The sequence below is a fragment of the Cupriavidus taiwanensis genome (assembly GCF_900250115.1).
GTDB lineage: Bacteria > Pseudomonadota > Gammaproteobacteria > Burkholderiales > Burkholderiaceae > Cupriavidus > Cupriavidus taiwanensis_B.
This window is the reverse complement of sequence record NZ_LT984803.1, coordinates 2,475,826-2,489,958: the sequence shown is the minus strand read 5'-3', so window position 1 is coordinate 2,489,958 and position 14,133 is coordinate 2,475,826. Positions and strand designations below refer to the sequence as shown.

Sequence of the window (14,133 nt, the reverse complement as noted above, 5' to 3'; positions counted from 1 at the left end):
ACATGCCCCGTGAGATACTCGGCGAACGAATCTGAGGAGGGCAGGCGTGCTAATAGCGAGAATTCTGGGGGACTGTCCGGGCTGTGGTGGCGTGCGGACGTATGGAAACGCCTGGGTTCGCGATGACATTCTGCAGCGCGGCTGCACCGCATGCCGGTACAAGAATGAAATCTGGCTGCCAGAAGTGCACAAGAAGACTGTCTACCTCGACCAGTCGTTCTTCAGCGGTGCTTTCCGGGAGCGAGACCCGCGCTTCGTGAGAGCTGCTGCCAAGGTTCGCGACGCGACCCAGCAGCAGCTACTTGTCGCGCCGTATTCGTCCCTGCATGAAGATGAAACTCACCAATGGCGTGGGCATGACGGAAAGCTGCCCGCGGACTTGATGGACTTCATCAAACGCACGAGTAGCGGGCACGAGTTCGAGCCCGACTACGACATCGAACGCGTGCAGATACTAAAAGCATTTCAGGCATTCCTAAGCGGCGGACCCTCGGAATATGTGCTGGAAGAAGACGATGTCCTGAACGAGAACGTCCACACGTGGCAAGACTACATCTTCATCGATGTGCCGGGCTACTTCAAAGATGTTGAGCAGATTCGCGAACTAAAGGCCGATGCTGTTGCGCAGTTAGTGTCTCTGTTTGATGGCTGGCAGCGCGCCGATACCACGTTCGAAGAGGACGTCGCCGCGGAACTGCGGGCAGCCCCCAAAGTCTACATAGAGCCGTACGTTGAAATGCTGACTGAGATGGCGAAAGGCAACTTTATGGTGTACATGAATGCGCCCATCGTGACCACGGTAGTAGAGTCGATGCGGCACTGCCTTCCGAAAGTCATGCCACTCCGGGAGCAGCTACAGCGATGTGCGCAGTTCTTCCAGTCGGAGCACTTCGCTCAGATACCCTATCAATACATGTCTGCGCGCATGTTCGCCGCGCTCAAGCATCAAGTAAAACACGGGGCTTACGCTAACCGTGAAGACGCGAAGCGGCGCCTGAGCGGGGTGTTCTACGACGTAAAGCACATCTCACTGTTTGGTCCCTACTGCGACGCAATAACCGTCGACGGGCCGATGGCTGGCCTCGTGCGGCAGCCAACAGTGGGGCTTGAGGCGCGCTATGGCACGAAAGTTTTCAGTGTGGGAACGTTCGATGCCCTTGAGGCGTGGTGCGACGAACTGTCTGAAGGGGTGTCGGATGACCATCGCCGCGGTCTGGCAGACGCATATGGCAAGACTGCATAAGAAAGCCCCGGCAGGGCCGGGGCTGTGTACAACAGATGACCAGGTTAGGCTTGGCCAAAGCCCCGGACAGGAGCGGGAGCCTGGCCGTAGCTTGTGGGGGCCGGCGTCGCCTTTGCTTCCTCAGGCTTGTCCTCTTTGGCGTCCTTGACGACGGCCCTCTTGATGTCATCCAGCTCAGCCGCCTTAAGTCCCTTGACGTACCTTTGATAGTCACCGTCCTGGTCGAACCACGCCACGAGGATTTGGTCCACAATTTCGCTCGCTGCGTACGGCACTTCATGAGCCTTCTCGGCGAACCGGCGGTACTGCTCGAGGGCGATGCGCGTGGATTCTCTCAGCGACAAATTCACGCGTTCGTTTGGGTCGACGATTTTGACTTTCTTCAGGGATGCCATTTGTCTTACTCCTTGCGCGAGAGAGCGCGCATTTTGTTGTTGGTACTGCGTATAGCACCCTCAAAAAAACAGGTCCTCCAATCGAGTTCGCCAAGGTTCGGTGCAAGGGCACCGCAAGGGGTATGGACTACATCTGTGGGAGCACTCCGCGCTTCCGCGGTGTCACCAGAGGTATGGACTACGTTTGTGGGAGGTCGGTGCGCCAGGGGGGGGCGATACGTGGCACAAAAGGCGCTCAAGTCGATGGTCCATGGGATGTATGGGCGACTTTTCAATGTGCGGGGTCCCTCGTTCCCCATATCTGTAGTCCATAGCCCCAGAGATGTAGTCCATAGCGCGGCTTCTTGGTACGCGCTTCACGGCGCACGGAGTTCCTCACTTTAGGGACTGGAGGTAAGCCTCGTAGTCGAACGTTGCTCTGTCGAAAGCGTGGAGCTGCTCCATTTCCGCCGGACCAATGGCGCTCTCACGGCAGGCACAGGTGGTACGCCTGCCCCCACGATGAGCCGCTCGAACGCGTCATTGTCAGCTCCCGCAAGTGTGGACAGGTCCACGAGCGTCCATCGCTTAGTCAGCTTCATAATTCCACTCACGCAAGGTTGCTCCCTGTGACACTGTACGCCATGGGCGGCTCGTCGGCATGGCGCGGCGTCTCGGTACGCGCTTCACCGCGCAAACAAGCCAGGCTCCGGGAAGATGAGGACAAACCCCTTGCCCTCAAACAAACCCCAGCCTCTCCCGGGAACGTAGCGCCAAGCCTCCACCACGAGCATCGCCTGTAGTCCTCCGGCGCAGGTACAGTGCTCCGCTCGTTGCGTGCAAACCCCCAACCCTTCCCGCACAGGATGGAGTGAAGTCTTCCGGCGCAGGCACCGCTCGCTCGACGCTCGCTGCGTGAAGCGTCTGCATATCCAAGCTTCGGCTCCTGGGCGCAGGCTGGGCTTCCCCTTTGATTGCAAAGAATGCGTTCTCTCGACGTAGGGGCTTCGGGACTCTTGCCTGCGCAGGTGCAGTACCGCTTCGAGTTCCTGGCGAGGGGCTGGACTCTATCCCGCAGGGGTGCGGATATTGGGGAGGGCTCAGGGAGTGTCGCTGCCCATGCAGCGGGACTGCCCGATTGACCAGGATTGGGCTGGCGCAACCCCGGAGGACTTGCAGGGCTTAGCGAGCGAGGAGGGGACGCAGCCCGCCGACCGGGTGCCGCGGTGAGCGGCCGGAGGGAGGGAGTACGGGCGGGGATGGTGGGGCACGCGATATTCGCAGCGAGCGGTAGTTGAGCGACCGTCGGGAGCGGGTCCTGCGCGGGGAGGCGTAGCGAGCGGACCGAAGGGGAGGGAGCGGTTGCTTCGTGCTCCAACATCCGAGACGACAAAGGGCCCCCGAGAAGGGGGCCCTCTGCGAACAGTGCAAGGCAATATCAGTGCACTGTAGCTGATGCCTCATCTGCGGCACGCCGCGCCAGTACGGCGTTCGCTGCGCGGGTCAGGTCGGCGGCGATTTGCATCGCGCCTTCAGGGGTCAGGGGCATGAGCACACGCTCGCCCTTGACCTCGCCCTCAAGATACACGCCGGCGCGCTTGCCAGCTTTCACGACTAGGGAGTCCAGATACGTCGGTTTTGTCATCGCGAAGGGTCCTTGTTTGTCATTTGTCGAAAATCTCGTCGATAGCCTGCGGGCGTACACCCAACTGCTGCTCGAGGTACATGCGCACGCACTGTGAGCGCGAGTAGCCCGGGACGGGCTCCACTTGCCGACAAGCTGCATTCAGGTACACGCGAAAATCCTCGCGACCGCCGCACTTCTTTACAAAAGCTTCGAACAGGGAGCGGGGGATGGAGACAGAAGTCTTGTGACCGTCTTTTGTCCGCACGGGAAACCGCACGTAGTCGCTTGCCAGTTCCACTCCAGGTACAGGTGCTGTCATCGTTGTTGTTCTCATGGCGTTACTCGATATGGGTTCAGGTGTGCACGCGGTGTGTGTCATCACGCGTACTCACGCGGAGGGAGTAGTGCGTATAGCGTGTCCTCAAAAACTGCCTTGCACGATAAGTCTAGGGATATGGGTTTTATCGCGTTCTGGCGCCGTCAGTTTTGGGCATCTGCGTAGCCAAAGAAGAGGGTATTGGCGGACCGTTCGAGTCGCGCTTTTTAAAGTCGACTCCAAAGCCCCGCGCGGGCTGGCGGCCGATTGCCTGTCCCGATGGGGACCGTTCGGCGCGTGATAGGGGGTCCGACAGGGGTGCCTGCTTTGATGGGGGCCGTCGGGCGCAGGGCCGTTTGCGTGCCAGCGCTATACGAAGTACTCCATTTTCCCTTTCGGAGACAGCATCCATGCACAACAAAACTCTTCGCGACGGTCGTGAAATCGCTCGCGACAATGAAGAAGAAGTCCTCCTCTCGCTAGCTCAATTTGGCTGGCTGGTGACACGTCAAATCAATGCTTTTGTCTGGCCGACCAGTGCGAACCCCGGCGCGGCTCATCGCACCTTGAAGCGTCTGCGCGAGCAGGGTGAGGTGACTTGGGGGCGCGGTCCCGACGGCTCCACGGTCTACGCCTTGACGCTGAAAGGCGCACGTCGCTTCGAAGACATCTACGGGGCTGACCCGGGGCCGACCAAAGACTTGCTGCGTTACCTCGACCGAACTTTCGAGCACCGTGCCCTGGCAAATGACATATGCATCTGGTGGAAGCACCATGGCAGTGGGTCGGGGAGGTTCTTTGATAGCGAGCACGACGTCGCGACAAAGCGTGGCATCGTGACTAAAAAAGACCCGCACTTCTGCTCGAAGGTCGGAAAGATTCCCGATAGCATGCTGTACTGCGACGCCCCGCACGGGACCGAGCTGCACGGCTGCCGACAGGCGAAATTGGCAACGTGGGTGGAGGTCGAGTTCGCGCATAAAAACAAGGACAAGCAGCGCCACCTTGTCGAAGAGCTGTCTTATATTCTCGGGCAGACTGGCACGCAGATGAGCAAGGCAGCGGCGAACCACCAGGGCATCATGACGCGCTTTGTCGTCCACGAGGCGATAGTAGTGTGTCCCACGGACACCTTGGAGACCCGCTTCGTCAACACATTGTCGGGCTACCTGATGTCCCCCTCCGCTCGCGACATCGGCAAGGAATACGTGCTGAACCACTTGAAAATCTGGCGCCCCGAACCAGCGGCAGGGCAGCCCAAAGTGGAGTCGATTGCCCAGCTCATCTGGCGGCGGGAAGACTGGAAGGAGAACGCGAAGAAGATTGGCCTGATGTGGCGCGCCCCAACGACCTAAACGAGAAAGCCCCCGACAAGGGGGCTATTTTCATGGGCGCTGCTTCAGCTGAAGGTGTGGCATCTCTTTGAACGAGGGCCATCGGGCAGCCCACTCGAGGCCCAGCGCCTCCCCGATTTCTCCGGCCTTTTGCCAGTGCGAATGCTTGCCGTCCCACATGGCCTTGCTATTGGCGTCGAGCGGCACAAAGTCGAACGCCGTGGACGCCGGCTTACCGTTCAGCGTATCGTTGTGACGGCTCTGTCCGGCTCGCGCGTTAGTCACTTTCAAGCCAGGCTTGGTGCGACCTTGAGCATACAGTGCATCTTGCTCAGCGCCGCACCGGTACGTACAGGTCACCAGGATGCTCATGCCAGCAGCCTGGCAGTGAGTCAGAAACTCCCGCAGGAGGGGCTGCAGGGTGGGGTGACAGCCCTCAATTTTTCGGCTGGGCATCGGGTCTCCGAAGCAGGTGTTCTTTCGTTCAGAGACCCATCGCCGCGGCCCATTATGGTCGAATCCAGCCGTACGTGAAGAACGCTTGCCCCCCGCTTGGCGAGGTCACAAGCAGGTTCACTTGCATCACGAGGCGCCCCGCGGGCAGCGTGTCCGTGATGGTGACTTTGCCCCCCGGTGGCGTTGTACTGCGTCGGCAAGTCCGGCGCGGCGGCCGGCTTGCGTTTTTTGGTTACGCGCTCGGTGCCTCGGCCTTCTTGCCGCTGAGCCCGAGCAGCTCCGGCAGCCGAGTGCGCGTGTCTGACACGTGAAGCGCACCGTCGCCGCGGCTTTTTAGGCTGGGGCGGGTATAAACCAGCGGGCTACACTGGAGGTAGTAGCTGTCCTCCTGCGAAGAGACCAGCGAGCCCCTGGCAGCCGAAAGGCCCCGGGGGCTCAATCTTTTGGGGCGCCAGACCGCACCGGGAAGGACACGGTTCCCGGGGCTCAGAGCGCCGACAGGGCCTTGCGCCCGCCTTGGCAAGGGGATGGGAGCCCCAAGGCCCCTATGGGGCCGTATGGGCCACGGAGCAGCTGCGCTGCCTCAGAGCCCCGGTGCCGGACTCCAGAGCCTGATGCTTGAGCTGGACGCTCTCGCGCTCTCCCTCTTGCCCACCACTTCAGAACGCGCAGCGTTCCGTGGCCGACCCGCCCGTCAGGGCGACGCACCCGAAAGGGTGCCCAATTCCGCTCTAGGTGTGGGCTTTCTTGTCAAACCTTGAACTCTCGGGGACTGAAAGAATATCCTCGAGCCTGACGGGCTCTCGGTATTTGCCAAGGAAAGGCTTGCAGCGCGTTGTGCAAGAACTGGAGCGCAGCGACGGCCGCGAGGCCTCGGCCGAGCGCGTGAGGCTCTTAAATACTCAGATACTTAGATACAGAAACCGGAAACCCGTGCCAGTATTGGCTTTCCGGGGAGGTAAGGGGGACCGTCGGGCGCACCTTCGGGCGCACCTTCGGGCGCACTCCCGGGGACCGTCCGGCGCACGCAAGGGGACCGTCGGGCGCACGCAAGGGGACCGTCGGGCGCATTGCTGCGGACCTATCGGCGGCCCAAAAGACAACACCCCGGTGGTTGCCGGGGTGGGTGGGGTGGGTGGGAGGTGGGGGAGGGTTACTCGCCGCAGTACTCGCGCTGCTCGATTTTCGCTAGCATCCGCGCGGTCAGCGGCTTGTCCCGCTTGACCTTCTTCGCGCCCTTCATTTTGACGACATAGAACAATCCCTTCAGCTTCCGGACCTCGCTCGTTTTGTAAGTCCAGTCGAGGATGATGCCTTTCGCCTTCAGCTCGGCGAAGCCTGCATCAAACAAGGCACGGGCGTCCTGCGCACGGCTCATCGATGTGCCGGTGTACTCCATCAACTCCGGCACTGAGTAGTCCCAGCAGCTTGCATGCATGCCGTAGAGCAAGTACAGGCGTCGGGCGATTTGAGTACACAGGTTGTAGTACGTTTCCTTGCTGAATACCGACGACAACCGGTCACCAAACAGCGCGCGAATCTTACGTGGCACCTCAAAAGTGTACGTCTCCCCGTCGTATGTCATGCTGCCCAGCAGCGGCACGGAGATTTCCACGTAACCCGTCGTCTTCGCGTTTCGAACCGACGGGTCGTTCGGGAAAAGGGTCGAAAACGTTTGGATAAGGTCCTTGCTCGCGGTCTTGATGTGCAGTCGACCGGCGCCGAGGCGCGTGACTTGTTTGAGGATGTTGGGATACGTGTTGCCACCGGTGCCACGACCCAGCGCCTTGCGCAGGGCTTGCTTTGTCATATGAACGTCGGTGCCGAGTGGCTGCGTCGAGGCACGCAGCAGCAGCTCTGCATACGTCTCGATATCCTCGGGATGCAGCTCTTCCCCGGAGTAGCTGACAATCACCTCATCGCGCTTGTAGCCTGACACGCGACCAATGACGAGGGGTGCAGTTTCGAGCCAACGCTGGCGCGTCGCGTTGCGCGCGCCGATGCGTACAGCTGCACTACCGAGCAGCAGATTCGGCAGGTGCATCTGGCCTTCGACGAAGCGTGTCAGATATAAGTCACGGTCTTCAGCGAGCACGCCAGTGACCTGTGCGAGGCACGACTCAGCGTCATCGACGAGATGCTCGTCATCTTCCAGTTCGAAGCCACCTGACATCAACTCTATGAAATCAGGGGCGGCCAGCGCGGTCAGCGGCTGTGCCGAGGCCTTGCGGATGGCTTCAGCCGTAATGGCTTGTGCGGCCAAGGCTTCCTCTGTCTTCGCCTGCTCGGCGGCTTGGCGAGCGATACGCCCTTGCTCGCGTGCAGCCATTCGCGCTGCGCGCTTGCGCTTCTTCTTTTCTTGCTCGGCTTGCCACGCAGCGAAGCCAGCTTCATCTTCAGAGAGAGTGACAGGCCACTGCTTGAAGCCAGCGTGGGCGATATGCAGCATCTCCTCGAGCCACTCCGCGTCCGTCATGGCGCGGGTCCAGCCCTCGCGTGCGTACAGCGTCGTCGTGTCTGCCGTGGCTTGCATGCCGCCGATGTAGTCAACGAGGTAGTCGGCGATGCGGCTGCTCTCGTAAGCAGCGTCTCGCAGCGTGTTAGGCGTGTACGAGTAGATGGCATCTTCATCGAGCGAGAGTGCAGCTTTCAGGAAGCTAAGGTCTAGGTCGATGAGGTCACTTGTATTTAGAGCAAGCGGGCGGAATGGGATGGCGTTCGTGTTCATTCGTGTGTCTCTCTGCGAAGAGTAGTGCGTCGTGTAGCGCTGTCGGTTATACGCAGTACGCTTTGGGCTTCTGCGTCTCTTGCTAGATATAGGCACATCGAAAAAAACCGCATCACCACATCCCCATGCCCTGTGTCAATGAGGCAAAAGAGGGGGCACTATAAGAGAGGAGGATTTAGCCTGGAGACAACGAATGGGTATGGATGTGTATAAAGTGGCGCCTTCCGGACGGCCAAATCAAGAAGGGGACGGTGTTGGCCGCGTGCGCGAAGGAGTAGGCGCAGGCGGCTAGCCACTCTTGGACAATGTCATTCGGGGAGTTGTGCGGCCTGAAGGGCGTGCTTGTGCAGGAAACATACCCGTCGGACATGCGGTCGGCGTTGGACTTGACGCGCTGAATGCCCAACCGGCAATCACGTGCTCCGTTTGCGCGCGACGATTAAGGGCCTCTACAACACAAAGCTGCTGCCCTGCTAGCGCTGCAGCAAGGCTAAACTGGCGTCTTCCGGGTAACATTTCGTATCAACGAAGAATCAACGTCGGATTCGCGAGTAAGTGCTCACTACTTAGCGGGAATGGCTGACGGCTGTTGTCGACCGGGCGACGAGGCGAAGGACGGCGTGTGCCGTTCCGCAATCAACTTTTGGTCTTGCAGGTAGTGAAGTTGTTGAGTTCAGGTGATTCGCTCGGCACGTGCAGCCGCTGGCCAGCTACATTTTTCAGGGAAACGGTCAAATGGATGTCTTTGAGTTCCGGGGAAAACTCGTCTCCGACTACGCGACCTTCACGCGTAGCTTCACCCGCATCAGAGCGAAGGATATCAAGTCGTTCGTCGATGCGGCCTACGACTCCGAACGCTACTGGCCTGCACCGTTAATCCAAGTCAATCCCAATTTCAAGGTGGGCTCCAACGTCGAGACCCTGGTTAAGGCTGGAGGCCTACATGCCGAGTGCGCTCGGATTTTCCGCGCCGGCAAGTCAGCCTCAAGTCCGGGCGCTCCATTGACATTGTTCAAGCATCAGGAAGAAGCCATCAGCTTTGCCCAGAGTGGGGAGAGCTACGTCCTGACGACCGGTACCGGTTCGGGCAAGTCCCTCGCATATTTCATCCCGGTCATCGATGCCATTCTGAAAGCCAAGGAATCCGACAATACTCCCCGCACCCGGGCCATCGTCATCTACCCGATGAACGCATTGGCCAACAGCCAGTTGGAGGAACTTGGCAAGTTCCTGGCTGATTACGGTGACCATGCTCCCGTGACCTATGGGCGCTACACCGGACAGGAGGATGACGGCGAGCGCCAGCGCCTGGCGTCGAATCCCCCCGATATCCTGCTGACGAATTTCATGATGCTCGAGCTCCTGATGACCCGTCAGGACGATACGGACAAGGCCGTGATACGCAATGCCAATGGGTTGCGCTTCCTGGTCCTTGATGAATTGCATACCTATCGCGGCCGCCAGGGTGCCGATGTGGCACTGCTTGTGCGTCGTGTTCGTGAAGCACTTGCGGACAAGCTGCAGTGCATCGGGACGTCGGCAACCATGGCTACCGAAGGTAGTGAGCAAGAGAAGAACGAAAAGGTGGCAGAGGTTGCGAGCCGCTTGTTCGGCACGACCATCGGTGCTGCCAATGTCATCACCGAAACGCTCCAGCGGGTAACGCCTGAACACTTGCTTGTCGACCACGTGCGGCCAGCGCTTAAGCAGGCGATTCTGGCAGGCTTGCCTTCGGCACCGTCATTTGCGGCGTTGGCGGAGCATCCGCTAGCCGTCTGGGTCGAGTTGAACCTTGGCTTGATGCGCAATGAGGGCAAGTGGCGACGGGCACGCCCCATTAAGCTATCTGACGCGGGCGAACGCCTAGCAATCGACGCTGGCGTCGAAGAGGACTTGGCACGCAGCACGCTCGCCGACTTCCTGCTTCTCGCATACCGAACCACCGACAAGCCAACCAGCGAAGGCGGTCGCAGCCTCTTTGCCTTCAAACTTCACCAATTCATTTCGGGCGGCAGCAAGGTCTATGGCACGCTGGAGCCGGAGAGCCAACGTTTCCTAACCCTCGAGGGTAGTCAGTATGTCCCCGGCGAGCGCGAGCGCCGGTTGTTTGCCTTTCATTTCTGCCGTGAGTGCGGGCAGGAGTATGCCCCCGTCTGGGATGAGAGCGCCTCTGGTAGCCGAATCTTCAATCCGAGAGGCATTGAAGAGCGTACGCATGAAGACGAAGACATCAAAAGCGGCTACTTCATGCCTGACACTACTGGTATCTGGGACGATACGCTAGACCGGTATCCCGAGACGTGGCTTGAGCAAAAGAAAGATGGCGACCTGAAGCTCAAGTCAAACTATCGGAAGCGTCAGCCTCATTCCGTTCGCGTGGATGCAGCTGGGCGGCATGCGCCAGGTGGTACACCCGGTTGGTACATTCCTGGGAGCTTTGGGTTCTGCCTCAACTGCGGCGTTGTACATCAGACGGCTGGTAAGGAGTCGCTAAGGCTTACCGGTCTGTCCGGGGAGGGGCGGAGTTCGGCAACGACGATGCTTACCCTGTCTGCCCTGCGCTACCTTTATGAAGAGGATGCGCAGCTCAAGGACGAGGCCAAGAAGGTTCTCGGCTTCACCGACAATCGACAGGACGCCGCGCTGCAGGTGGGGCACTTCAACGATTTTCTGCAAGTCCTTCTCCAGCGCGCCGCACTGCTCGCGGCGGTCCAACAATCCGGTGGACAACTCAGCGAAGGTGAGGTGTCACACGCTGTGTTCAGTGCACTCGGATTCGACCGGGATGACCCGGGCGTGCGCGCCGAGTATATGCAGGAGCCGGAGGTCAAGGGTAACGCGCGCCGGCAGGTCCAGGACATCATGCGAGCCATTTTCGGCTATCGGGTGTACTTCGACCTGCGTCGGGGGTGGCGCTTTAACAATCCCAATCTGGAGCAGCTCGGGCTCGTGCGCATCGAGTACCAAGATATCGATGAGCTGGCTGCGGACGCGAGCGAATGGGCAGAAGCCCCACTGATACTGCAGGCCGCGTCTGCCGCTGTGCGCAGACGCCTTCTCGTGCTGCTCTTTGACGCGATGCGGCAGGGGCTTTGCCTTGCCTCGCGGTTTCTGGACCGTACCGAACTCGACAAACTCAAGACTGCAAGCTTCGCAAACCTTCGGGAGCCGTGGGGATTTACCGAGGATGAGACTCCCATCGCTGCGAACTGGTTTATCACCACGGGCAGGCCAAGGGATGAGGACCGACGAAATGTCGAATACCTGATGTCGGGCAGCGCGCGCTCCAAGCTGGGTAGGACGCTGAAGCGAGCTAGCACCTGGCAGGAAGTGGACCAGAATGGCGCCAAGCGAGACAACCCGCACGCAGCCAAAATCAAGGACGACGACTATCAGGAAATCGTCACCGCACTGCTCAAGGCGGCGAAGTCATACGGATTGATTGTGTCCGAAGAGACCGAATTTGGGATGACGGGCTACCAGCTCAATGGTACCGGCCTGGTCTGGGTCCATGGGGACGGGCAAAGCAAGCGAGGTGCAGACGACAACGCGTTCTTCCGTAATCTTTATGCGAACATTGCGGGCATGCTTGGCAATCCGGTACACCGCTTGTTCGATTTCGAGGCCAGAGAGCATACGGCACAAGTTGAGCAGGAAGACCGCCTGGAGCGCGAAGCGCGCTTTCGTTTCACCCCAAAAGACCGCGACGACTGGCTCAAAGCGAAAGGCAAGCTGCTCGAGTGGCTTCCCGTGTTGTTTTGTTCCCCGACGATGGAGCTGGGCGTCGATATCTCCTCGCTCAATACAGTCTATTTGCGCAACGTTCCTCCGACGCCAGCGAACTATGCGCAACGCAGCGGACGCGCGGGTCGCGCGGGTCAACCGGCTCTGGTTATTACGTACTGCGCTGCCCAGTCGCCGCACGACCAATACTTCTTCCGCGACCCAGTCCGCATGGTGCACGGTCAAGTAAATCCGCCCACTCTCGACCTGGCCAACCGGGAGCTTATCCAGAGCCACCTGCACGCCATCTGGCTGTCCGAGACCGGTAAAAAACTCGACAAGAGCGTGCGTGGCCTGTTGGATATGAACGACCTGACGGCACCACTAACTGAAGAGTACCGGCAAACTATGGATGCTGATGCACCGCAAAAGCGAGCGCATGTTCGCGGGCTGCGGGTGCTTGATATGCTTTCCTCGGAGCTAACTACTGATAAGGCACCTTGGTACAACGACGCGTTTGCGGAATACGTCTATCGTCGTGCGTTCCACTCCTTCGACCAGGCGCTTGACCGCTGGCGCGACCTTTTCGCTGCGACCAAGCGACAGATGGAAATCAACCAGAAGGTAATGAACAACCCGGCTGCAAGTGAGCGGGAACGTCGGGACGCCAAGCAACGGCACGATGAAGCCTTCCGTCAGCAATCGCTCTTGCTGCAGGAATCCGGCTCGGCAAACTCAGACTTCTATACCTACCGGTATCTCGCCAGTCAGGGGTTCCTGCCCGGCTACAACTTTCCGCGCCTACCCCTGATGGCCTATATCCCGGCGCGCAAGGGAAAAATCGGGCGTGAGAATTTCCTCTCGCGCCCGCGCTTCCTGGCACTCTCTGAGTTCGGCCCGTACAGCCTTATCTATCATGAGGGCAGTCAATATCGGGTCACACGCGCGATGCTGTCCGTGGGTGCCGACGACCAAGTGTCTGTTGGCGCCAAGCTCGCGACCGAGGTGGCACGCATGTGTCCAGCCTGTGGTTATGGACACTTTCGCGGTCAACGTGATGCCGACCGCTGCATGTCGTGCGAGGCGTCGCTTGCCGACGCGGTCGCTGTCCAGAACCTCTACCGCATCGAGAACGTATCAACGCGACGCGCCGAACGTATCACGGCCAACGAGGAGGAGCGCGTCCGTCAAGGTTATGAGATGCAGACGACCGTTCAGTTTGGCGAGCAAGATGGCGACTTACAGGTCCTACATGCAGCGCTGAAAGACGAGGTGGGACCCGTCCTTGAACTCCAGTACGGGTCGGCTGCCACGGTTTGGCGTATGAATCTTGGCTGGCGACGCCGGAAGGAGAAGACTACCCTCGGCTTCATGATTAACCCAGTGACAGGACATTGGATGGGGGGGGCTGATGAGGCGGGCGAGCTAGAAGGTGATGCTCCGCCGGACAAGACGCCGCCCCAGCGCATTGTCCCTTATGTCGAAGACCGCAGGAACGTCCTCATTGTCCGTCCTGTGGAGGAGCTTGGCCTGCATACGATGGCAACCCTGCAATACGCTCTGAAGCGTGGCATCGAGGCGGTGTATCAGCTGGAGGAGAGCGAATTGATGGCTGAGCCTCTGCCTAAAGCGGACTTGCGCCACTCGATTCTGTTTTACGAATCAGCGGAGGGAGGCGCCGGGGTGCTCACACGGATTGCGACTGAGCCCGGGGCGCTGGCCATTGTGGCGGCCGAAGCGTTGGCGATTATGCATTTCATCCCCTTACCCGATGGCAAGTGGAACGCGGAGGGGCTGGACCAAGAGAAGGATGCCGATGGCAGGCCAATCTGCGAAGCAGGTTGTTACAAGTGCCTGCTCTCGTACTACAACCAGCCCGACCATTCCAATATTGACCGTCAGGACATTGATAACGAGGGCAAGGTACTCGAGGTGCTTTGCCGGCTTACCCGTGCGGAGGGCGTGGTGGGGACTTTTGGTCGCACGCCGGAGGCCCAGGGAGATGAGTTGGAGCGGCTCGCAGGAAGTTCGCTGGAACATGCATGGCTCAAGCACGTCAAGGCACATGGCTATCGCATGCCTGACCGTGGTCAGGAGAGCATTGCACGCTGCAACACGAAGGCTGACTTTTTCTACGAGGATTGGAAGGCCGCCATCTTTATAGATGGTCCCCATCACGATTCTCCGCAGCAGGCGGAGGCAGATTCCATTATTACGCAATGCCTGGAGGGCGCTGGCTACTACGTAGTGCGCTTTCCGAAAGACGCTGCCGGCTGGCCGGAAGTCTTTGCCAACCATGGTGCACTCTTTGGAACTGGGAAGTAAGTAACAA

The 14,133-nt window shown here is 59.6% G+C and carries 8 protein-coding genes; 3 read left to right on the top strand and 5 right to left on the bottom strand.

What is annotated here, in order from left to right; all coding sequences use genetic code 11:
* Positions 1 to 184: 184 nt before the first annotated feature.
* A complete protein-coding gene (locus tag CBM2586_RS11635) occupies positions 185 to 1,243 on the top strand; it encodes a hypothetical protein (protein WP_115687639.1) in 1,059 nt (352 codons plus the stop codon).
* Positions 1,244 to 1,287: 44 nt separating this feature from the next.
* Here the strand turns inward: CBM2586_RS11635 and CBM2586_RS11630 are convergent, their stop codons facing one another.
* The 3 genes from CBM2586_RS11630 to CBM2586_RS11620 all read right to left on the bottom strand — a co-directional run bounded on the left by CBM2586_RS11630 (position 1,288) and on the right by CBM2586_RS11620 (position 3,578).
* Positions 1,288 to 1,638: a hypothetical protein gene (locus CBM2586_RS11630; protein WP_115687637.1), complete on the bottom strand. Its 351-nt coding sequence runs from the start codon at positions 1,636 to 1,638 to the stop codon at positions 1,288 to 1,290.
* Between the two features lie 1,417 nt (positions 1,639 to 3,055).
* Positions 3,056 to 3,262, bottom strand: coding sequence for a hypothetical protein (locus CBM2586_RS11625; protein WP_115687635.1), 207 nt, complete (start codon positions 3,260 to 3,262; stop codon positions 3,056 to 3,058).
* A 19-nt stretch (positions 3,263 to 3,281) separates the two neighbouring features.
* On the bottom strand, positions 3,282 to 3,578 hold the full coding sequence (locus CBM2586_RS11620) for a hypothetical protein (protein ID WP_145987401.1): 297 nt from the start codon (positions 3,576 to 3,578) through the stop codon (positions 3,282 to 3,284).
* 392 nt (positions 3,579 to 3,970) lie between these two features.
* On the opposite strand from CBM2586_RS11620, the gene CBM2586_RS11615 reads away from it, so the two are divergent.
* Complete coding sequence (locus CBM2586_RS11615) at positions 3,971 to 4,915, top strand: hypothetical protein (RefSeq protein ID WP_115687631.1); 945 nt, start codon at positions 3,971 to 3,973, stop codon at positions 4,913 to 4,915.
* Between the two features lie 30 nt (positions 4,916 to 4,945).
* Here CBM2586_RS11615 and CBM2586_RS11610 read toward each other — a convergent pair whose 3' ends face one another.
* Entirely contained in the window at positions 4,946 to 5,350 is a 405-nt protein-coding gene (locus CBM2586_RS11610; RefSeq protein WP_115687629.1) for a M15 family metallopeptidase, read from the bottom strand.
* Between the two features lie 1,153 nt (positions 5,351 to 6,503).
* Positions 6,504 to 8,078: a hypothetical protein gene (locus CBM2586_RS11605; RefSeq protein ID WP_115687627.1), complete on the bottom strand. Its 1,575-nt coding sequence runs from the start codon at positions 8,076 to 8,078 to the stop codon at positions 6,504 to 6,506.
* Between the two features lie 735 nt (positions 8,079 to 8,813).
* Here CBM2586_RS11605 and CBM2586_RS11600 point away from each other — a divergent pair.
* Positions 8,814 to 14,126, top strand: coding sequence for a DEAD/DEAH box helicase (locus tag CBM2586_RS11600; RefSeq protein ID WP_115687625.1), 5,313 nt, complete (start codon positions 8,814 to 8,816; stop codon positions 14,124 to 14,126).
* Positions 14,127 to 14,133 lie beyond the last annotated feature (7 nt).